Raw genomic sequence first — 21,163 nt, 5'->3', positions numbered from 1 at the left:
AATGAGGCGGCTTTGGATCTGAACCAGGATGGGGATGATCTTGCTGCGGGTACGGTTGAGGGATCGGATCCAGGTGCGACGACAGAAACGGTTACAGGTCAACTGGCTGTTTCGGGTACAGGCGTCACCTATACCCCGATCTCCACAACAACAGCGAACGGTGAGTTCGAGTTGTTGGCGGACGGCAGCTATACCTACACCTTGCATACGCCGGTTGATTCAACACCGGATGCAGATGATGGCACCAACACAGAAACAGGTGTTGATCAGTTCACCTACACCGCGACCGACGCCAATGGCAACACAGTACAAGGCACCGTCACGATTGATGTGGTTGATGATGTACCCACAGCATTCAACCCTCAAAGTGGCACATTGTTGAACGAGAATGGGGCCACTTATGTCGGAGTGCTCGATTTTGATGGCAACGTTGATGACAATGTTGGGGCGGACCAGACAGGGGCGATCAGCTTTGCGGCTGCGCTCGATGGGGCTGATAGCGGGCTGACGTCGGGTGGTCTGACCATCACCTACTATCTGACGGATGGTGGCTCAACATTGGTTGGCACAACCGGCGGCGATGCCAGTACGGGAATTGTGTTTACTGTTGAGCTCGATCACGACACCAGCGATGCGACTGATGATACTTACACTATCACAATGTCTGGGACAGTTGATGGTGGTCAAACTGACATCGTGTTTGACGCAAACTCGGGCTATGCATTTGTGGGGGGCAATGACCCTTGGTCTGGCTTTACAGATGGCAGTGGCAACGAGTTGGACTTGCTGCTAACACCTATGGTTGGAGGCGTAAGCGACGGAACCACGAACACAAATGCTAATGAAGGCGGCGTTGGTGGCGGCAACTCGGTCGGCTCCGGCGAGGCCATACGCTTGGACTTTGTAAACAGTCTAAGTGGGGATCCTTCAAAGAATGTGAATGACGATTATAGCCACGTTGACAACCAAGATCACACCTTCTCAGGTCACTATATTGCAAATGGTGCTTCAGCCACATTTACCGGCATTTCAGGTGGATCGGCAATAAGCGAAATTCGCATAAAAGCATTTGATGACACAGATGGCGACACAACCGTTGGTGACGGCACTAAAGAGTCGATCACAGCAGTGTCTATTATGTATGATGGTGCGGTGAGCACGATCACTTTTAACGCAATCGGAACGACCGCCGCCAATGTCACTGTTGGCGGAGTTACTTATACCGTTCAATTTGTCATGACAGATGGGACTTACGATGTTCTGATTGATGGTGTGGTTTCCGACACACAAATAGCCACATACACAGCCGATGGATATAACAGTATTGAATATCATCATGAAAGCGGCCAAGACTTTAAAATTGGTGGGTTTGGCACGACGGTCGCCGACCCCGGTGAGCCGGTTCAAATTGCTTTGGATCTGGAACTGACGGACGCCGATGGTGATACTTCAAGCGGCACCTTAGACATCAATTTGCTGCCGGAAGCGCCCGCAACAGTGGATGCAAATTCTGTTTCGGTTACATCCCCCTATACGCTGGGGACAAACGATGCGGCCGAAACGCATTTCCTCGGTTCATCAGCAAGTGAAGACATCACGGGCACCGCAGAAACCAATATCATGTTCGGCGATGGTGGTAATGACACCCTAGATGGTCTGGATGGCCTTGATTTCCTATCTGGCGGCGATGGTGATGACGTGCTTATAGGCGGGCTAGAGTCCGACACCATGGAAGGCGGCCTTGGAGCTGATACATTCAAGGTGGACAGTGACTCTGCAGGTCTCACCATCGAGGATGTCATTGCCGACTATAATTATGGCGAAGGGGATGTTGTTGATCTATCTGACTTGTTTGGAAGTTTGCCAGGCGGTGTAGATTTGGATGGAGACGGCTATGTTTCCATCGATGCAACCGGCAATCCAAATGAATATACCATCAAAGTTGATGCAGACGGCGGCGGCAATTCATATGTAGATGTCGCTACCATAACCGTGGATGATGGCAATAAGATCAACATCCTGTTTGATACTGGTCAAGATCAGGACGTGGATGTCATCTAAACGAGAAGGGGCTGGCGACTTTGAACACGCCAGCCTTTTTTAGTTTGATGCCACCAATTGAACTTTTGCGTTGTTAGGTTTGCTGCGCCCGTGAATATAGGCCACATCTTCAACGAATGAGAAGATCGGCTTATAGTTTGGAAATGCGGATTGCTCAGCAATATTGTTGCTCAAATTGTCCAGAATAAATGTGCGGCCGCCTTCATGTACCGCCAGAACGGCGTGGTATAGATTGCGGCGGGTATCTTTCAGAACGATCAACTGAAGCTGCGATTCTTGGTAGCCCAGAGTGCGCAACGCCCAATATTTTGCAATGGCAAAATCTTCGCAGTCGCCGGCACCTCGCTGCGCCAGTTCAATTGGATTGGCCCAATAATCGCTTTTGCCAAATGCTTTGCTGTCCTCGCGATAGGTGATCACATCATTCACGGCACGGTTGATCTGGCTTAGCGTTTGAAAAGAAGAGGCATGTTTCAAGCTTGGCAAAAGTTTCTGCATTTTTTGTGCAAATGGCGTTTGGCAGGCAGCCGAAGAAAAATTACAAGTGTCGGAATAGAGTGCAGAAAAATCGCTGCTTGAAACTGTTTGCCAGCTTTTTGTGCTGGGTAAGTTTGGGGCCAGCACCGCAATGGAATTAAGGACATCATATCCTGGAATTTGAAATTCTTGTCGAACTGGTGCAGGTTTGCGCTGGTCGATAAGCATTCGCACGCGTTGTGCGAGTTTGCTGTTGTCATTTGCCTTCGCACGGCTGGCTGCTTTTGCTATGAAATCTTGCAAAAAATGCTTCGCACTGTGATTGAATAGCTCAAAGCCAGTCAGTTCTACTTGGTCTGACTTTGCCAGTTCCGGCACCTTTGCTATTGAAGAATAAGTAAATGCAAAAGCAAATATTACGCTTAATGCTAGCTTAATTCCAAATGTTGCTTTATTCATGACGCTCTCCATTGAGAACATCATGGCGGTTATTTAATAATTTTGGATCAATTGTTTAGGTTTATTTAACGTTGCTTAATTCGATAAAATTTTATGCAATTGTAGCCAGTGCGCTCCTGTTTGGGGGTAAGGCATGTAAATCGGTCGATGTGCGGCTTGAAATGCGATGGGATGAACGGCTTCAGCAATCGCAGTTCATTGCGTAGCCCATGGCGCTCTGTCTGGGCTCATAGCGGATATTTATGGCGCTGAGTGTAATCCGGCAACTGTCCGAACGTCAGTGAAGAGTCGGTGCGTGTGCGTCTGTGACTGCCGAATTGGTCGCTGCGCCATCGCCATATTGTATATTTTGCGGCTCGTGGTGGCGGCGAAAGGTCATTTTACGGCGCCTGCGGTCAATCCTCGCAGCATATAGCGTTGCATCCACGCAAATAATATTGCCACGGGCAGGGTGGCGCATAAGGCGGCTGCCATGACCAAATGCCAATCTACGGAAAACCGACCGGAAACGATCGCCAAAATCTGAATGGGTAAGGTGTAGTTTTCTTCGGATCGTAAGAGTGTCAGGGCGAGCACAAACTCGTTCCACGAATTCACAAATGTAAATAGCGCTGTCACACAAATCGCAGGCATGGCCAAGGGGAGGAAAACTTTTCGCGCTGTTGTGAAACCGGATGCGCCTTCCATCCAAGATGCCATCTCCAGATCGCGGGGGATCGTAGAAAAATAGCTTTCCAGCATCCAAACGGCGAAGGCGGTGTTGAACCCTGCGTAGAGCAGCGCAACAACATGTGCATCGTTGAGCGCATTGAGCAAAACCAAAACGCGAAATAACCCCAAGACCAGAACGATCGGCGATAACATTTGTGAGATAAGCAAAAAGCGTCGAAACCCCGTGCGGCCAGCGAAACGATAGCGTGACAAAGCATAACCCGCCGGAATGGCAATAATGAGGGTCAGTGCGGTGGCGAGCGTGGAAATATAGAGCGAATTGGCCAGCGCCCGCCCAAAGCCTACAGCGGTCCACATTTCAACAAAGTTTTCCCATGCAAATCGTGTGGGCAGCCAAGACTGGTCAAAGACCTCTGTTTGAGGACGAATTGCCGTTGTTGCCATGACATAAAACGGAAACAGCGTGATGGCGAAAATAGGTAGGAGAAAAAGCCAGATCAGTAGTGATTTCATGAGTTTGGACATTCTAGTTCTCCTCATTCATGGCCAAGCGCACATATATGATCGTGAAAATCAGCAGAATGACAAACATGATCAGCGAAAGCACCGCCGCTTCGCCAACGCGGCCAAAGCGGAAGGCCAATTTGTATAGGTAGGTCACCAAAATATCGGTTGAGTTGGCAGGGCCGCCTTGTGTTGTAGCCCAGATGATGGGGAAGGAGTTGAAGACATAAATGGTGTTCAGCACCACGGCAATATTCACGAAGGGGCGCATCAACGGCAGTGTAATGCGCCTGAACGTTTGCAGCTTGTTCGCACCCTCAACTTGCGCGGCTTCATATATGTCAGTTGGGATGGAGGATAGGCCTCCCAAGAAGATCGTTACCGTGAAAGGCAAGGTCGCTACAATGCCCAGCAAAATCTGCATTGGGAATGCGGTTTCAGCGCGCGCCAGCCACGCAATGTCTGTTTGTGTGATCTCCAGCATTTGCAGCAGATTATTCAAAGTGCCGCTATCGCCATTCAGCGCCCAGCGCCCGACAATTGCCAGCATTGCAAGCGAGATCGCCCACGGCAGCATCACCAAAACGCGGGCCACGCCTCGGCCGTAAAACTCTTCATTGAGCGCTAATGATATGGGTAGGGCAAGAAGCAGGGTGCCCAAGACCACGCCCAGCGTCCAAATCAGCGTCCGAAATGACGACGCGTAGAGCTCTGGATCGGCGAACACTTTTACATAGTTTTCCGCCCCGCCTTGCCCAATTACCTGCCCGAAGCGGTTCACTTCACTTACCGATAACTGCCCCAATTGAACAAGCGGCCATAAAATGATGATGCCGGTAACCAGTAACCCTGGGGCAATTAGAAGATAGGGATTCAGATTGCTTGAAATCCGCATTGAAGGTGCTCCGCTCGTGTATTTGACGCACTTACGTCTTTAGGCGCCTTCTTATGAAATAATATTACATAAATCAAGCGGTGTGGTGAAATTTGTGAAATTAACTTGAAATGAATTTACATGATATTTCTGAATTTGCTTCTTGGTAATCTGTGCGTAAGAGGTCGAGGGTCTGATTAAATATTTGTATTTATTATAATTTTCAGAAAGTTTTGGAAGGTTGTGAATATGAGTCAAAATTGCGCCCTGAAACAAAAATGAAAAAACATTTCATTTTTAGTGTATTTTATGTTGTAAACTTACATGAATCCAATTAGCTTTCCCGACCAGCGGACATCGGGCCGCGATTGAGAGGAGATCACAATGGACATGACAAAAAAGAAAAAGACCTATCGAAAGCTGACCCAAGCTGCACTCATTGCGGCTATGGGGGCTTTTGCATCGCCTGCCGTTGCAAAGGACATCAGATTTACCTTGGGCGAATACTCAGCCAATACCAAAATTTCATTTGAAAAGGCAGCTGCGGCATTTGAGAAGGAAAACCCTGACATCGATATCATTATCGAGGTCATTCCCTGGTCGAACTATTTACAAACGCTGACAACGGATATCTCAGGGAATAATGCGCCAGACATGTCGGTGGTGGCGTCAATCTGGCTCGCCGAATTTTCACAGGCCGGCCTGGCGGAGCCGATCGAGAATGTAATTTCGCCGGACTTAAAAGAAAAATTCATTCCCGGGTTGTTGCAGCCATCCGTCATTGATGGAGAGCTGATGGGGTTGCCCATTGCCGCCTCCGCACGGGCCATGATGATCAATACAGATCTTTATAACGAAGTTCGGATGGAGCCGCCTGCGACGTGGGAAGAGCTTGAAGAAGCTGCCAGGAAGATTTCTGCACTCGACGATAAGTTCGGGTTCGGACTGCCCGGCAAAGAGGAAGAAGTCGACGTCTATTTCTATTATGCGCTTTGGTCTTTTGGCGGACAGATTTTCGACGAGAATGGCAAAAGCGCAATTGCTTCGCCGGAAGGCATCGCCGCTGCAAAGCTCTACGCGAAACTGGTCGCGGAAGGGGCCACACAGCCTTCGCCAACGGCATATAGTCGCGAAGATGTTTTCAACATGTTTAAGCAAGGCAAAGTGGGGGCCATCTTCACATTTCCCATGCTCGTGCCTCAGATCAAGGATGAAGCGCCTGATTTGAACTATGCGGTTTTGCCTTTCCCTGTGAAAGCCAGACAGAGCACCATGGCCATTACTGATTCAGTGATGGTGTTTAAGGATTCTGACGCGAAGGCGGAAATTCGCAGATTTATGGACTTCATCTTTGAGCATGATTTCCGTCTCGAATTCAACAAGGCTGACGGGTTGCTCCCCGTGATCAAAAGTGTCGTCGCTGATCCATTCTACCAACAAGATCAGGATATTAAGGCGTTTGCCAACGGTCTGGCTTATGCCCAGTTTCAACCCAATGTGGAGCGCTGGGACGAGATCATCGATATCACCCGGTCCGCGCTGCAAAAAATCTACCTAACCGAACAAGAGCCAGAAGAGGCTTTGTCTGCGGCTGCGGCAGCCATCGACACCCTAAGGGGAATGTAGCTCTCCCTGAGCGCAACGTGCGGCGTTAGTTCTAACTTCGCTGACGCCGCATCTCCCAAACTTTGAAAGGCCAGACAAATTGTCGAGTGTGAATTTAAACAGAATCTGCAAACGCTATCACGCGCTTGAAGTTATCGCTGACTTGAATCTCTCCATAAATGAAGGGGAGTTCATGGTTGTGGTGGGGCCTTCGGGTTGCGGAAAATCTACGTTGCTGCGGATGATTGCCGGTTTGGAAACAATCTCCGACGGAGATCTGCACATTGATGCAATCCGGGTAAATGACCTACCGCCCCAAAAACGAAATATTGCAATGGTGTTTCAAACCTACGCTCTATTTCCGCATATGACGGTGCGCAAAAATATTGAGTTTGGGCCGCGGGTGCGGCGCGAAAAAGGCGCAGAAATGGAGAAGAAAATCTCCCGCGCGGCCAAGGTTTTGAACATCTCCCAATATATGGATCGGCTTCCCTCGGAGCTTTCCGGCGGCCAGCGCCAACGCGTCGCCATGGGACGGGCAATTGTGCGTGACTCCAAATTGTTTTTGTTTGACGAGCCGCTCAGCAATCTGGATGCGCATCTGCGCGCGGAAATGCGCACCGAGATCAAATCGTTGCACCAAAAATTGGGGGCAACAATTGTTTACGTCACGCATGATCAAATTGAAGCCATGACGATGGCCGACCGGATCGTCATTATGAACAAGGGGCGCATTGAGCAAATCGGCACGCCAACGGATCTATATGATTTTCCTGTAAATATTTTTGTAGCCGGCTTTCTTGGGTCTCCATCCATGAGTTTCATCCCTGCAACTATAAGCGGTACTGGGGATAACCAATCGCTAAAACTAGATGATGGTAGTGTGCTGCCGGTTTCCGGCGTAAACTATTCAAGTACTGAGATCATTTTAGGTGTTCGGCCGGAATCATATGATATTGACCCGAACGGCACATTGGCGATGAATTTCGATGTTGTTGAGCCAACCGGCGCTGAGGTGATGGCATATGGGTATATTGCGGGGCAAAGCGTTCGGTGCGTATTCCGAGGCAGGCCGCAAATTGACGTTGGCGGCGTCCTTCGTCTAGGGGTTAAGCGCAGGAATATGCACTTTTTTGACCGGGCCAGTGGGATGAGATTGTGAAACCATTGATTGATGTAGTTACATTGTTGCAAGCAAAATTGGCCAACGGCACTAAAGCCGAGCAGAGTTTGGCTGCAGTTATTCTTGATGATCTTCCGGGCGCATCCTCATCGTCTATCGCTGCATTGGCAAAAAAAGCTGGTGTTAGCGAACCAACAGTGACGCGCCTGGCGACAAGCCTTGGTCTTGATGGCACCCGCGAGCTCAAAATTGCTCTGGCACAGGCAATCGCCATTGGCGGAGCCTATTTGTCGAGCGAAGGTGAGCCCATATCTCTTGGGGAGCATTCTTCAATTGGCACAATCAGCAACTCTGCCATTCGCACAATCAATGAAGTTAGCGAAATTCTGAATGACGAGTTGGTGGAAACCATCGCAAAGGCATTGGCCGGTGCCGACAAGATTCAAATTCTTGGCACGGGCGGCATTTCTTCGATGGCCGCAGAACTAACAGAATTCAGGTTGTTCCGGCTGGGTTTTAACCTGACCACAAGGCTAGACGGGAGATTGCAACGCATGACAGCATCGCTGGCCAACACATCAACTGTTGTGATCGGCTTTTCGTTATCCGGGGCAGCGTCTTCAGTGGTGGATTCGTTCAATATCGCACGCCAATATGGTGCCCAAACAATCGCGATTGCGCCGCCAGATACGCCACTGGCGCGATGTGCACACATTGTTGTGCCTTATCGATATGTTGAAGACGGTCAGGTATATAAACCAAATTCGGCCAGTTTTGCCTTGATGACCATCATCGACACCATTGCCTATCGGACAACACAGATTTTGGGGCCGGAGATCGTCGATAATCTCCGCCGGATCAAGCAAACGCTGACCATTGCTGAAGATTATGACAGCACGTTGCCGCTTGGCGACTAATCTGGCCGTTTGCAGATTGCCACTTCAAAGGACATAAAATGCATCTACTTGTTACCGGTGCTAGCGGTAAGCTCGGCAGTCGGGTGATCAAAAAACTTCTAGATCAGCCCCAGCAGGACGCGCTTAAAATCACCGCAGTGACCTTTTCGCGCGATCTCCCGTTTTCAGATGAACGTATGACTGTCCGGCGCGGCAACATTGCTGATCGCCCGTTTGTTGCCGACATTATGCAAGGGGTCACACATGTGCTGCACATGGCGACCTGCAAAGAAATGCCGGAAATTATTATGGACGTCACCGTAAAGGGGATGTTTTGGCTTCTTGAAGAGTTTCGAGCGCAGCAAGGGCAGTATTTCGCGCTGGTCGGCGGTGATGCCGCTATCGGACATTATTTTTACCCGACAAGCGCCCCGATCACAGAAAGCTACCCCCACAAAGCCGCGCCGGGTTGTTACTCCCTGTCGAAAGTTCTGGAAGAAGTGATGTTAGCCCAAGCTCATATTCAATATGGCATTCAGGGGTGTTGCCTTCGGGCGCCTTGGCTGGTGGCTGACGATGATTTGCGGTTTGCCATGAGTTTTTCAAAGCAGGTTTTCGGCAGCCCTCGATGGCATGAATATTTTGACGACAGCACCGCCGAAAAATTCACCAAAAACCAAAACGTGCCTCTGGCTCTAGGCGCGCAAGGTAAACCATTGCAACGCAGCATTTTGGCGGTAGATGATTTGGTGAACGCGATCATAAAAGCCCTGAACATCCAGCCTGCAGGATGCGAAACATTCAACATCGCCATGGATAAACCGTTCGACTATGGGGTGGCTGCAAAATATCTAAATGCCAATTTTGGATTAGAGGCCGTGGACGTGCAAACTGAGTTTCACAGCGTTTGGCTGGACAACTCAAAAGCGCGGCAACATCTGTCTTGGCGTCCGGCCTTTGACACCGAAGCATTGCTTGAACAGGCATGGGCATTTGATCGAGAGGGCAGCGAACGCGCTGAAATCGTCTATCCCGGCTAACACAGACCGAAAATATCTGTGTGACTCACTGATATGCTTGGGTTGTCCCAGCGCCAAGTAATTACGCGGCGCTAGGACAATGCTTTGAATTTGGCCTAACCGAGCGTTGGCATTGAGAATTGCGCGTCGGCGCGCACGCCAGTTGGCCAACGGCTGGTGGTGGTTTTCATGCGGGTATAGAACCGTACGCCTTCCATACCATGCATATGATGATCGCCGAACAGCGAGGCTTTCCAACCGCCAAAGCTGTAAAACGCCATGGGCACAGGGATCGGCACATTGATGCCCACCATGCCCACTTCAATGTCTTGGTTGAAAGTTCGGGCAACATCACCGTCGCGGGTGAAGATAGAAACACCATTGGCATATTCATGCCCGTGGATCAGATCCACTGCGTCCTGATAGGAATTGCGACGGATCATAGTAAGCACTGGACCGAAAATCTCTTCTTTCGCGATCGTCATGTCTGGTGTGGCATGGTCAAACAATGATCCGCCAATGAAGAATCCATCTTCGTGACCTTGCGGCTTTTTGAAGTTTCGACCATCAACAACAAGCTTCGCGCCTTCTTCAACGCCTTTGTCTATATAGGAGGTGACCTTATCCAAATGCTCGCCAGTGACCAGCGGCCCCATTTCCATGCCCTTTTCAAGGGAGGGGCCAATTTTCAACGCTTCAATTTTGGGCACCAGCTTTTCAACCAACGCATCCGCCACGGCATCGGTTACCGGCACCGCAACTGAAATCGCCATGCATCGTTCGCCAGCCGAACCATAGGCCGCGCCCATCAGCGCATTGGCGGCCATGTCTAAATCTGCGTCCGGCATGATCACCATATGGTTTTTCGCGCCACCGAGCGCCTGCACACGTTTGCCGTTTGCGGTGCCTTTTTGGTGGATGTATTGCGCAATGGGTGTTGAGCCAACAAAGCTGATCGCTTTCACATCAGGGTGCTCGAGCAGCGCATCAACGGCCACTTTGTCGCCATTGACCACATTGAAAACGCCATCGGGCAACCCGGCTTCTTTCAGCCATTCCGCAATGACCAGCGGCGCAGAGGGATCGCGCTCGCTTGGCTTGAGCACAAACGTGTTGCCCGTTGCCAAAGCGATTGGAAACATCCACATGGGCACCATGGTGGGGAAGTTGAACGGGGTAATGCCCGCAACCACACCAAGGGCTTGGCGCGCCATATAGCTGTCGACACCGGTGCCGACATTTTCGGAAAACTCGCCTTTGATCAGGTGTGGAATTCCGGTGGCAAATTCCACCACTTCCAACCCGCGGGTCACTTCGCCCTGGGCATCATCAAAGGTTTTGCCATGTTCGTTGGAAACAATCTGCGCCAACTCGTCCAAGCGGTCCCATAGAATGGATTTAAACTTGTCCAAAATCCGCGCGCGACGGAGCGCCGGGGTTTTGGACCAGGCTGGCCATGCCGCTTGAGCTGCCGCGACGGCGCTATCGACCTCGCTGGCGCTTGCCAGAGCTACTTGCCCGCTGATCTCACCAGTTGAGGGGTTGAAAACATCTTTGGTTTGGCCCGAGGTGCCAGCCAAATGTTGATTTGAAATAAAGTGTCCAATAGCCGTCATAATCAAGTCTCCCGTTGGAATTGGGATAAACCTAATGCTTGCAAAAATGCAATTAAATGCCCAATATTGAATAACTGAATTGCAAAAAGTGAAATAAGATTATGAATTGGGATGATGCACGACTCTTTTTAGCTGTAGGCCGACATGGCCAATTTCTGGCGGCGTCACGCGCCCTGGCCATCAATCAGGCGACCCTTAGCCGCCGAATATCGGCACTTGAAAAAGATGTGGGCAGTAAATTGTTGGTGCGCCGAACCAATGGGTGCGAACTCACCGACGAAGGCAAAGGCTTGATGCGGGCGTTGGAGCGGGCGGAAAGTGAAATTCTGGTTGGTCTCGACAAGCTGGAGGATCACGACGCTGATATTGCTGGCACGGTGCGCATTGGTGCGCCCGATGGGTTCGGCATTGGCTTTTTGGCCAGTAGGTTGGGCGCTCTTTACGAAAACCACCCAAATCTCACGATCGAGCTGGTGCCTGTGCCGCGCAGTTTTTCGCTTTCGCAACGCGAAGCGGATATTGCAATTATGGTGGGACGCCCCGAAAAGGGGCGGTTGGTGGCGCGCAAGCTCACGGACTATCAACTTGGTCTCTATGCGGCACCAGAATATTTAGACCGGGCAGGGCGCCCACAAACACGCGCAGACCTCGCCCATCATCGCCTCATCGGGTATGTAGAGGAATTGATTTATACGCCGTCGCTTGACTACACCCATGAGTTTTTGCGGACTTGGCGTTCCAATCTGGCCATTTCAAGCGCAGCCGGACAGGTGGAAGCCGCAAGGGGCGGCGCGGGCATTGCCATACTGCACGACTATCTGGTGCATCCAGATTCTGGCTTGGAGCCTGTTTTGTCTGAGCTCAAAATTAGCCGCTCATACTGGCTTGCTGTTCATGAAAGCCAGCGCAACCTCGCCCGGATTTCAACGGTGAATGATTTTCTTCTCCATATGGTCAGCAAAGAGCGGGCGCTGTTTGGCTAGAACTGATCGCCTACGCTGGAAACTGCCATGAAGTCGCCTCTTGGCCAATGTGTTCAGCCGCTTGCAATAGATCTGGCTTAAGTCTGTTCAGATCATCAATTGTCTTGCGGGCTGTTGAGGTGGCGATCGATATTGCCCCAATGACGCGCCCCTCGCTTGTGAGCGCGGGGGCGGCGATGGAAATGGTGCCTTGCTCATGTTCCTCGCGGTCAAACGCCACGCCATCGGCGCGGATATGCTCAAGCTCAGCTTGCAGCTGATCGGCGTTGGTGAGGGTTGCCGGGGTGTAGCGATGAAAGGCCTGTTGATTGAGGGCCAATTGCAATTGCTTTGGACCTAAAAAGGCCATCATGGCCTTGCCGACACCTGTACAATAAGCTGGGGCGACTTTGCCGACCTGCGCCAAAGTTTCAAACTGATCATTCGACTTGCGCTTATCAACATAAAGAACTTGGCCAGCTTCGAACTGGGCAAGGTGCACGGTTTCTTCAACTTGTTCGGCCAACGCGGCAACATGCGCGCGGGCAATTGGGGCCAATGAAGCTGTTTCCCATGCCGCGTGGGCAAGTTTGACCAAGCGCAGGCCAACGGAATAGGTGCCGTCAGTCTCATTCAAATTGACCATTTGCTGCCGCACCAAGGTTTGCAAGAGCCGATAAAGAGTTGCTTTGGGGTAAGGGGAGCTTGTTTGCAACTCCGAAAACCTCACCGGGCGACCATAAGCGGCAACGCTATCAAGAACCTCCAACGCCTTGCCGACCGTGCCATCAGCAGTTTTTTCAGCGCTCATGGTGAAGTTCCTTTGCACCCATCTGTTTATTACCGTTGACAAGCATGGTCTTCTCGCACACAATTTTCATTAAATGAACTTTAGTTCCATTATATGAAACTTTATGCAGAATGCAAGCCTCGTTCAGGCGACGATCTAGACAGGCTGCTGTGGGTTTAGGGCAAGGGGGCCGGTATATGAGCGATCAAAAGAAGCGTCGCAGTCAGAATTGGTATGGAAAGCAAGACAAGGATGGATTTATCCATCGCTCGTGGATGAAAAATCAGGGATTTCCTGATCATGTCTTTGACGGCCGACCGATTATTGGCATTTGCAATACCTGGTCAGAACTAACACCCTGCAATGCAGGCTTGCGTGACCTTGCGGAGGCCGTGAAGCGCGGCGTGTGGGAAGCTGGCGGATTTCCCGTTGAATTTCCCGTGATGAGTTTGGGCGAAACCCAAATGAAACCGACGGCGATGCTGTTTAGAAACCTTCTGTCTATGGATGTGGAAGAATCGATCCGCGCATATGGCATTGATGGGGTGGTGCTTTTGGGCGGTTGCGACAAGACCACGCCGGGACAATTAATGGGCGCAGCTTCGGTTGATTTGCCCACCATCGTTGTGTCGTCCGGCCCCATGCTGAACGGCAAGTTTAAGGGGCGTGATATCGGCTCTGGCACTGACGTTTGGAAATTCTCTGAAGATGTGCGCGCCGGCGATATGACGCTGAAGGATTTTATGTCTGCTGAAGCGGGCATGAGCCGGTCCGTTGGCGTATGCATGACGATGGGAACCGCATCCACCATGGCCTCGCTGGTCGAGGCGATGGGGCTGTGTTTGCCCACCAATGCAGCCTTGCCAGCCGTTGACGCCCGGCGCGGCGCTCTGGCCCACATGACAGGCAGGCGCATCGTGGAAATGGTGGAGGAAGATCTGACCTTTTCCAAAGTCGTGAAAAAAGAGAATTTTGAGAATGCGATTATTGCCAACGCGGCTGTAGGCGGCTCCACCAATGCCGTCGTACATCTGTTGGCGATGGCAGGGCGGGTCGGCATCGATTTGACCCTGGAAGACTTTGAAATTGGCAAGGATTTGCCTTTGCTGGTCAATTGCATGCCATCGGGTGAATATCTGATGGAGGATTTTTGCTATGCTGGTGGCATGCCCGCGGTGATGAAAGAGCTTGAAGGAATATTGCGCCCGGCCCAAACGGTGCTGGGCAAGGATATTTCGTCCTACTTTGAAGATGCCGAGTGCTATAATCGCGATGTCATTTATGCCTTTGATGAACCCATTAAATCCAAAGTGGGTTTGCGGGTGCTCAAAGGCAATTTGGCCCCAAATGGTGCCATCATAAAGCCTTCCGCAGCCACGCCTGACCTTTTGCAGCATGAAGGGGAGGCGTATGTTTTCGAAAACATCGAAGATATGAAAGCCAATATTGATCGCGACGATTTACCCGTTACAAAAGACACGATCCTGGTGCTCAAGGGCTGCGGACCCAAAGGCTATCCCGGCATGCCCGAAGTCGGCAATATGCCAATTCCCCGCAAATTGGTGGAGCAAGGGGTGCGCGACATGGTGCGTATCTCCGATGCCCGCATGTCGGGCACGGCGTTTGGCACAGTCGTCCTGCACATTTCACCAGAGGCAGAAGCGGGCGGTACGCTGGCGCTGGTTCAAACTGGGGACCGCATTAAGCTCGACACCCAGAACGGACAATTGGATGTGTTGGTCGACGAAAAAGAATTGGCAGAACGTCGAGCCCAATGGCGGCCGAAACCACCACATTATGATCGGGGCTATGCCAGCCTCTATATTGAACGCGTTCTCCAGGCTGACAAGGGCGCAGACTTAGACTTTTTGGTGGGGAAAGATACGCGCCCCGTGACGAGGGAGAGCCACTAATGCAAAACTATGCGACATTCCATGACCTAAAAGGCAAAAGTGTTTTTATCACCGGTGGCGGTTCCGGCATCGGCGCGGCGCTCACCGAAGGCTTTCTGGCTCAAGGGGCCAAAGTGGCATTTGTGCAGCGCTCAGACGCAACAGCCTTTGCCGAAGATATGGGCGAAAAATATGGGCGCGCACCGCTCTTTATTCCCTGTGACATCACCGATATCGATGCGCTGAAATCTGCAATGGCGCAAAGCGCTGAAGCCAATGGCGATATTTCGATATTGGTCAATAACGCCGCCAATGATCAGCGGCATAGCCTTGAAGAATATGATGTGGCGGATTGGGAAAAATCATTAAATATCAATCTGCGACCGCACTATTTCACCGCCCAAACGGTTGCGCCAGCCATGAAGAAAATGGGGGAAGGTGCCATCATCAATTTCTCATCCGCATCCTATTTGATGGGCAATGCAGGCTTTAGCTCCTATGTGGCAGCAAAGGCGGGGATCACAGGTTTAACACGCGCCTTGGCTCGTGAACTTGGGGCCCACAATATCCGCGTGAACGCGCTGGTTCCCGGTTGGGTGCTCACCCAAAAACAGTTGGATAAGTGGGCCACAGAAGAGGGTCTCAAAGACCATCTCGAAAAACAATGTTTGAAAGAGCATCTGGTGGAACAAGACATTGTCGATGCGACCCTGTTTTTGGCGTCAAAAACCAGCCGCATGATGACAAGCCAGGCGCTTGTTGTGGATGGTGGGGTGGTGATGACCGGCTAAATAGGGTCAAATCACATTGCGACAACAATAGAGGGGTTCACCATGACTGAAAAAGGCCTTGGCGTTTGCTATTACCCTGAGCAATGGCCGCAATGCATGTGGGCCCGTGACGCGCAACGCATGGCCGAGCTTGGATTAAGTTGGGTGCGCATTGGTGAGTTCGCTTGGGCGAAGATTGAACCCGAACCCGGGCGGTTTGACTGGGGTTGGCTGGACAAAGCCATCGAGGTGCTGGCCGATGCCGGCCTCAAGATTGTGCTTGGCACCCCCACGGCCACGCCCCCGCGCTGGATGGTAAACAAGCACCCGGACATGTTGGCGCTCGATAAAGAGGGCAGGCCCCGAAAATTCGGTTCGCGCCGTCACTATTGCTTTTCACACGCGGAGTATCGCGAAGAGGCCCACCGCATCGCCAAAATTGTGGCTGAGCGATACGGCGATCATCCCGCAATCTGCGCGTGGCAGACCGACAACGAATATGGCTGCCATGATACCACCATCTCTTACTCCAATTCCGCGCGTGCGGCGTTTCAGGACTGGCTCAAACAGCGCTATGGCACCATTGATGCGCTCAATGCGGCATGGGGAAACGTTTTCTGGTCAATGGATTATGGTGTATTTGACGAGGTCGATTTGCCCAACCTTACCGTCACAGAGGCGAACCCCGCTCACTGCATGGCGTTCAGGCGGTTTTCGTCCGACCAGGTCGTGCGTTTCAACCGGCGACAGGTGGAAGCGATCAAGGCCCATAGCAATGCACCGATCATTCACAATTATATGGGACGCATTACCGACTTTGATCATTTCAAAGTTGGCGATGATCTGGAAATCGCCAGTTGGGACAGCTATCCGCTTGGTTTTTTGGAAGACCGCGTCGGGGCGGATGAAGCGTTCAAAAACCGCTTTATGAAACAGGGGCATCCCGATTTCCAAGCCTTCCATCACGATTTGTATCGCGCGGTGGGCAAGGGGCGCTGGTGGATCATGGAACAACAGCCCGGCCCTGTGAACTGGGCACCGTATAATCCCGCGCCACTGCCCGGCATGGTTCGGCTGTGGACGTGGGAGGCATTCGCCCACGGGGCGGAAAATGTGCTGTACTTCCGCTGGCGCCAAGCGCCGTTCGCGCAAGAACAAATGCACACGGGGCTTTATCTGCCAAATGATGACCCCAATGTCGCCGCGCATGAAGCACAACAAACAGCGTCTGAGCTTAGCCAAATCGCAATGGATGACGTGGAACCGGCGCGCGTAGCGCTGATGTTCGACTATGAAAGTCAATGGGCCAGCGAAATTCAACCCCAAGGCCAGGGCTTTGATTATTTTGATTTGGTCTTTCACCACTATAAGGCGTTGCGCCATTTCGGCATCAATATCGATATTGTTTCGCCCAATGAGACGGATCTAAATGCCTATGATCTGATCTTTGCGCCAGGCGTGGTGACATTGTCTGCCACCCAGCAAAAATGCTTGCACGAAAGCAACGCGAAAATCGTGTTGGGCCCGCGCACCAATGCCAAAACAGATGAATTCAGCATGCCGCAAAATCTTGCGCCAGATTTTGAAGGCTTGCCACTCCAGGTCAAGAACGTGGAAACACTACGCCCATCAGCACAGATTCCGCTCGCAGATGGCGGCACTATTCTGCATTGGTTTGAGCAGTTGGAAGGCGATGTGACTGTTTTAAGGGCCACTATAGAGGGTGCTCCCGCCATCGTTGCCAAAGACAAGACTGTTTATTGTGCGGGCTGGCTAGACGATGCCGCGTTGCAGCAGTTTGTTGGCGAGCTTCTGGCCGAAGTCGACGTGTCCATCGACATATTGCCGGAAGGTCTTCGTCGTCGCGAAACCAACCGGCACATTATCTATCTGAACTATAACGCTGAAACGATCACGCATGGACAGTTCACCATCCCAGCCGCAGGCGTGGAGATTGTTCGTAAGTGAGTTGAGGCCCTAAAGCGCGGCAGTGCTTTGGCGCGCAATCAGTTTTACGCCTACTTCTTGCACTTGCGCCGCGTTGTCAGTTATCCGGTTGGCGATTTGATCGAGCAGATATGAGGCGGCCAACACACCGATTTGCGTGCGGTTTTGCCGGATGGTGGTGAGCGATGGGATATAGCTCCCTGCAATCTCAATATCATCAAAGCCGACAACAGAAATGTCGTCCGGCACCTTCAATCCGCGCCGCGAGATTTCTGAAATAAAGCCCATGGCGATGAGATCGGAGCCACACGCGATTGCAGTGGGACGATCAGACATCTCCATAAATGACCGCGCAGCCTGCGCGCCCGCATCCAGCGAAAATGCGCCGCCATCAATGAAAAACTCGCGATTGATCGGCAAATCTAGGTCGGCCATGGCGGCCTCGACGCCACGCAGACGCTCTTTGGTCAGCACATTATTGCGCGGGCCGGATATATGCCCAATCTTGCGGTGACCCAACCCATAAAGATGTTCAATCGCCTGCACCGCACCGCCGAAATTGTCACTGCGTACAGAGGGGAAATCAAACTCTGGCTTCCATTCGCAGGCAAAAATGATGCGATTGCCAAAGGAAGAGCTCTGCAACTGCGATAAGATGTTGCGGGGAATGGCGCCGTCCAAAAGGATCATGCCATCGGCGCGCATATCCATAAAATAGTCCAGCAGATTATCTTCCCGAATTCCCTTGGTGTCGGAAACCAGTAGGCTCAAGTCTGAGGTGGTGAACACGCTTTCAATGCCCGACAGGATTTGTGAAAAGAACGGGTTTCCCAAATCGGGGAGGAGGGCAAGAATAGCGTCGGACTGACGCTTGCGCAGATTCTTTGCCGCGCGATTCACGCGATACCCGGTCTTCGCCACAGCGTCCAAAACCGTGGTGCGCGTCTTGTCAGAGACCAAATCAGGGTTGGATAGGGCGCGACTGACCGTGGCTGTGGAAACTCCAGCAACCTTAGCAACATCTTGAATTTTGGGGCTTTTCCCGTTCATTTGGGCAGTCCTTAGATTGGCTTTTCTCTTATTCATAAACAATTTCTTGACAAAAACCAATCTTTGTCCGACTTTATGTAATCGATTACAGAAAACGATTGCAGTTTGATGTAATCGATTGCATTTCTTTTGCCGGTAGGAGGCCGGGAAGGGAGGAGCGTCAGGTCGATTTTAGGGAGGAACGAATGGACCATTTGAAGAAAATTTTGATCGCCACAACAGCTGCAGGTGCAATGAGCATCAGCAGTGTTACATTGGCAACCGAGCTCGAAGTCACCCACTGGTGGACTTCTGGCGGCGAAGCCGCAGCGGTTGCTGAATTTGCAAAAGCATTAAACGAAAAAACTGACCACACTTGGGTGGATGGTGCCATCGCCGGTTCTGGCGGCACTGCGCGTCCAATCATCATCAGCCGTATTTTGGGCGGAGACCCGATGGGCGCAACCCAGTTGAACCATGGCCGTCAGGCTGAGGAACTGGTTGAAGCTGGCTTGATGCTCGATTTGACCGACATTGCCGAAGAAGAAAACTGGCGCGACCTTGTGCACCCCGTTTCATTGCTGGACAGCTGCACAGTTGACGGCCGTGTTTATTGTGTGCCTGTAAACATCCACTCTTGGCAGTGGCTGTGGTTGAGCAACAAGGCGTTCGCTGACGCCGGTGTTGACGTGCCGAGCGATTGGTTCGAATTTGTTGAGGCTGGCCCTGCATTGGGTGAAGCAGGCAAAATTCCTCTCGCAATGGGCCAGCAGGGCTGGCAGGTTTCAGGCGCATTTGGTGTGATCAATATTGCTGTTGGTGGCCCTGAGCTGTGGCAAAAAATCAATGTCGACAAAGACGCTGAAGCTGCGGCAAGCCCTGAAATGTTGAAAGTGTTTGACGCTTTTGCACAAGCGCGTCTGCTCTCTCAAGGCTCAAATGTACAGGACTGGAACCAGGCCACCAATATGGTGATCACTGACCAAGCCGGCGGCCAGATCATGGGCGACTGGGCACAAGGTGAATTCCAGGTTGCTGGTGAGGTTGCAGGCGAAGACTATACTTGCTTGCCGGGTCTTGGTGTAAATGAAGTCATCTCTACCGGTGGTGATGCATTCTACTTCCCGAAAAACGACGACCCAGAGATCACTGCAGCTCAAAAAGAGTTGGCCAGCCTGTTGCTGTCCAAGGAAGTGCAAGTGGCGTTTAACCTGAAGAAAGGTTCTTTGCCTGTGCGTGGTGACGTGGATCTGGAAGCCGCAAACGATTGTATGCGCAAAGGTCTCCAAATCCTGGCCGATGGCAATATCTTGGTGAGTGGTGATCAGGTTCTGACCCCAGACACAACTTCACAGGTTGAAGATTTGCTGGCTGAGTTCTGGAGCGACAACAGCATGACACCGGAAATGGCGCAGGAACGCTACGCCAATATCATCGCAAACGCGGACTAATCACTCCCGCGACCGGGCCAGCCTTTACTGACGGCAGGAAGGCTGGTTCACGCGAAATGGGGTTCGCGTCCGCTGGTGCAGGGCGCGAACCTTTTTCCAAGAGTTGAGAGGCATTTCCCATGGCGGGCGCTACTAAACCTGTGCGCATCTTGCGCAACTTGAATGCTAAAATTGCCGCGTTGCCCATGATCACAACAGCATTGGTGATTTTTGTGGGCTGTACGATTTGGACAATCGTGCATTCATTTACAAACTCGAGATTGCTGCCAAAACTGGAATTTGTTGGATTTGCTCAATATGAGCGCTTGTGGAGCACACGGCGCTGGCTGATCTCCATCGAAAACCTTGCCTATTTCGGCATTGGCTCACTGGTATTTTCACTGGTCATCGGCTTCTTGTTGGCCGCCTTGCTCGATCAAAAGATCCGGTTTGAAAACACAGTTCGGACCATCATCCTCTACCCTTTTGCCCTAAGCTTTATTGTGACCGGGCTCGTGTGGCAGTGGATCCTGAATCCTGAATTCGGCATCCAGCATATTGTGCGCAGTCTTGGCTTCGAGAACTTCGTGTTCGATCCGCTTTATAATCCCGACATTGTTATTTTCGGCGTGTTGATCGCTGGGCTGTGGCAAGGCACCGGCTTTATCATGGTGATCCTGCTCTCGGGACTGCGCGGCATTGATGGCGAAATATGGAAAGCATCGCGCATTGACGGCATTCCAAAATGGAAAACCTATTTGTTTGTCGTCATCCCGATGATGCGCCCCACCTTTGTGACCGCGCTGGTGATTATCACCGCTGGGATCATTAAAGTTTATGACCTGGTTGTGGCGCAAACCAATGGCGGCCCGGGCATCGCATCTGAAGTGCCAGCCAAATATGTATATGACTCCATGTTCAGAAGTCAGAATTTGGGACAGGGCTTTGCAGCCTCCACCATGATGTTGCTCAGCGTGCTGATTGTTCTCATCCCTTGGGCATACCTAGAATTTGGGGGCCGTAAAAATGGCAAATAA

At 51.5% G+C, this 21,163-nt stretch carries 17 protein-coding genes; 11 read left to right on the top strand and 6 right to left on the bottom strand.

What is annotated here, in order from left to right:
- Positions 1-2,061, top strand: a 2,061-nt coding sequence (locus G549_RS20425; protein ID WP_210162431.1) for a beta strand repeat-containing protein, incomplete at its 5' end; no start/stop codon positions are given.
- A gap of 39 nt (positions 2,062-2,100) precedes the next feature.
- On the opposite strand, the gene G549_RS21510 is transcribed toward G549_RS20425, so the two are convergent.
- The 3 genes from G549_RS21510 to G549_RS0113880 all read right to left on the bottom strand — a co-directional run bounded on the left by G549_RS21510 (position 2,101) and on the right by G549_RS0113880 (position 5,062).
- Positions 2,101-2,997, bottom strand: a complete 897-nt coding sequence (locus tag G549_RS21510; RefSeq protein ID WP_051213851.1) for a transglutaminase-like cysteine peptidase — start codon at positions 2,995-2,997, stop codon at positions 2,101-2,103.
- 375 nt (positions 2,998-3,372) lie between these two features.
- A complete protein-coding gene (locus G549_RS0113885; protein ID WP_036222677.1) occupies positions 3,373-4,194 on the bottom strand; it encodes a carbohydrate ABC transporter permease in 822 nt (273 codons plus the stop codon).
- Position 4,195: 1 nt separating this feature from the next.
- Positions 4,196-5,062 (bottom strand): carbohydrate ABC transporter permease, encoded by an 867-nt coding sequence (locus G549_RS0113880; RefSeq protein ID WP_425462136.1) that lies wholly within the window; start codon positions 5,060-5,062, stop codon positions 4,196-4,198.
- A 369-nt stretch (positions 5,063-5,431) separates the two neighbouring features.
- On the opposite strand from G549_RS0113880, the gene G549_RS0113870 reads away from it, so the two are divergent.
- The 4 genes from G549_RS0113870 (at position 5,432) to G549_RS0113855 (ending at position 9,711) form a co-directional block, all read left to right on the top strand.
- Positions 5,432-6,673 carry an ABC transporter substrate-binding protein gene (locus G549_RS0113870; RefSeq protein ID WP_051213849.1) on the top strand — a complete coding sequence of 414 codons (1,242 nt, stop codon included), beginning with the start codon at positions 5,432-5,434 and terminating at the stop codon, positions 6,671-6,673.
- A gap of 79 nt (positions 6,674-6,752) precedes the next feature.
- Complete coding sequence (locus G549_RS0113865) at positions 6,753-7,814, top strand: ABC transporter ATP-binding protein (protein WP_027835522.1); 1,062 nt, start codon at positions 6,753-6,755, stop codon at positions 7,812-7,814.
- Positions 7,811-8,692 (top strand): MurR/RpiR family transcriptional regulator, encoded by an 882-nt coding sequence (locus G549_RS0113860; protein ID WP_036222675.1) that lies wholly within the window; start codon positions 7,811-7,813, stop codon positions 8,690-8,692. Before G549_RS0113865 ends, G549_RS0113860 begins: the two co-directional genes overlap by 4 nt.
- 38 nt (positions 8,693-8,730) lie before the next feature.
- Positions 8,731-9,711: an NAD-dependent epimerase/dehydratase family protein gene (locus G549_RS0113855; RefSeq protein ID WP_027835520.1), complete on the top strand. Its 981-nt coding sequence runs from the start codon at positions 8,731-8,733 to the stop codon at positions 9,709-9,711.
- Positions 9,712-9,806: 95 nt separating this feature from the next.
- On the opposite strand, the gene G549_RS0113850 is transcribed toward G549_RS0113855, so the two are convergent.
- Positions 9,807-11,306, bottom strand: a complete 1,500-nt coding sequence (locus tag G549_RS0113850) for a CoA-acylating methylmalonate-semialdehyde dehydrogenase (protein WP_036222672.1) — start codon at positions 11,304-11,306, stop codon at positions 9,807-9,809.
- 101 nt (positions 11,307-11,407) lie between these two features.
- Here G549_RS0113850 and G549_RS0113845 point away from each other — a divergent pair, with 101 nt between their 5' ends.
- A complete protein-coding gene (locus G549_RS0113845) occupies positions 11,408-12,289 on the top strand; it encodes a LysR family transcriptional regulator (protein ID WP_027835518.1) in 882 nt (293 codons plus the stop codon).
- A 10-nt stretch (positions 12,290-12,299) separates the two neighbouring features.
- On the opposite strand, the gene G549_RS0113840 is transcribed toward G549_RS0113845, so the two are convergent.
- A complete protein-coding gene (locus G549_RS0113840; protein WP_027835517.1) occupies positions 12,300-13,079 on the bottom strand; it encodes an IclR family transcriptional regulator in 780 nt (259 codons plus the stop codon).
- Between the two features lie 176 nt (positions 13,080-13,255).
- On the opposite strand from G549_RS0113840, the gene G549_RS0113835 reads away from it, so the two are divergent.
- The 3 genes from G549_RS0113835 to G549_RS0113825 are packed head-to-tail and all read left to right on the top strand — an operon-like array spanning position 13,256 to position 17,688.
- Positions 13,256-14,971 carry an IlvD/Edd family dehydratase gene (locus tag G549_RS0113835; RefSeq protein WP_027835516.1) on the top strand — a complete coding sequence of 572 codons (1,716 nt, stop codon included), beginning with the start codon at positions 13,256-13,258 and terminating at the stop codon, positions 14,969-14,971.
- Positions 14,971-15,741 (top strand): SDR family NAD(P)-dependent oxidoreductase, encoded by a 771-nt coding sequence (locus G549_RS0113830; protein WP_027835515.1) that lies wholly within the window; start codon positions 14,971-14,973, stop codon positions 15,739-15,741. Before G549_RS0113835 ends, G549_RS0113830 begins: the two co-directional genes overlap by 1 nt.
- Positions 15,742-15,783: 42 nt before the next feature.
- Positions 15,784-17,688, top strand: a complete 1,905-nt coding sequence (locus tag G549_RS0113825) for a beta-galactosidase (protein WP_027835514.1) — start codon at positions 15,784-15,786, stop codon at positions 17,686-17,688.
- A gap of 9 nt (positions 17,689-17,697) precedes the next feature.
- On the opposite strand, the gene G549_RS0113820 is transcribed toward G549_RS0113825, so the two are convergent.
- Positions 17,698-18,717 carry a LacI family DNA-binding transcriptional regulator gene (locus G549_RS0113820; protein WP_027835513.1) on the bottom strand — a complete coding sequence of 340 codons (1,020 nt, stop codon included), beginning with the start codon at positions 18,715-18,717 and terminating at the stop codon, positions 17,698-17,700.
- A gap of 185 nt (positions 18,718-18,902) precedes the next feature.
- On the opposite strand from G549_RS0113820, the gene G549_RS0113815 reads away from it, so the two are divergent.
- Entirely contained in the window at positions 18,903-20,147 is a 1,245-nt protein-coding gene (locus G549_RS0113815) for an ABC transporter substrate-binding protein (protein WP_027835512.1), read from the top strand.
- Positions 20,148-20,266: 119 nt separating this feature from the next.
- Complete coding sequence (locus tag G549_RS0113810; RefSeq protein ID WP_027835511.1) at positions 20,267-21,163, top strand: carbohydrate ABC transporter permease; 897 nt, start codon at positions 20,267-20,269, stop codon at positions 21,161-21,163.

The organism is Maritalea myrionectae DSM 19524 (assembly GCF_000423365.1).
Lineage (GTDB): Bacteria > Pseudomonadota > Alphaproteobacteria > Rhizobiales > Devosiaceae > Maritalea > Maritalea myrionectae.
This window is presented reverse-complemented; position numbering and strand designations above follow the sequence as displayed.

What these genes read in the sequence shown, in the direction of transcription:
- G549_RS0113845 (WP_027835518.1), top strand. Translation starts at nt 11,408, where the DNA reads ATGAATTGGGATGATGCACGACTCTTTTTAGCTGTAGGCCGACATGGC.
- G549_RS0113870 (WP_051213849.1), top strand. Translation starts at nt 5,432, where the DNA reads ATGGACATGACAAAAAAGAAAAAGACCTATCGAAAGCTGACCCAAGCT.
- G549_RS0113855 (WP_027835520.1), top strand. Translation starts at nt 8,731, where the DNA reads ATGCATCTACTTGTTACCGGTGCTAGCGGTAAGCTCGGCAGTCGGGTG.
- G549_RS0113885 (WP_036222677.1), bottom strand. Translation starts at nt 4,194, where the DNA reads ATGTCCAAACTCATGAAATCACTACTGATCTGGCTTTTTCTCCTACCT.
- G549_RS0113830 (WP_027835515.1), top strand. Translation starts at nt 14,971, where the DNA reads ATGCAAAACTATGCGACATTCCATGACCTAAAAGGCAAAAGTGTTTTT.
- G549_RS0113810 (WP_027835511.1), top strand. Translation starts at nt 20,267, where the DNA reads ATGGCGGGCGCTACTAAACCTGTGCGCATCTTGCGCAACTTGAATGCT.
- G549_RS0113850 (WP_036222672.1), bottom strand. Translation starts at nt 11,306, where the DNA reads ATGACGGCTATTGGACACTTTATTTCAAATCAACATTTGGCTGGCACC.
- G549_RS0113820 (WP_027835513.1), bottom strand. Translation starts at nt 18,717, where the DNA reads ATGAACGGGAAAAGCCCCAAAATTCAAGATGTTGCTAAGGTTGCTGGA.
- G549_RS0113815 (WP_027835512.1), top strand. Translation starts at nt 18,903, where the DNA reads ATGGACCATTTGAAGAAAATTTTGATCGCCACAACAGCTGCAGGTGCA.
- G549_RS0113840 (WP_027835517.1), bottom strand. Translation starts at nt 13,079, where the DNA reads ATGAGCGCTGAAAAAACTGCTGATGGCACGGTCGGCAAGGCGTTGGAG.
- G549_RS0113835 (WP_027835516.1), top strand. Translation starts at nt 13,256, where the DNA reads ATGAGCGATCAAAAGAAGCGTCGCAGTCAGAATTGGTATGGAAAGCAA.
- G549_RS0113825 (WP_027835514.1), top strand. Translation starts at nt 15,784, where the DNA reads ATGACTGAAAAAGGCCTTGGCGTTTGCTATTACCCTGAGCAATGGCCG.
- G549_RS21510 (WP_051213851.1), bottom strand. Translation starts at nt 2,997, where the DNA reads ATGAATAAAGCAACATTTGGAATTAAGCTAGCATTAAGCGTAATATTT.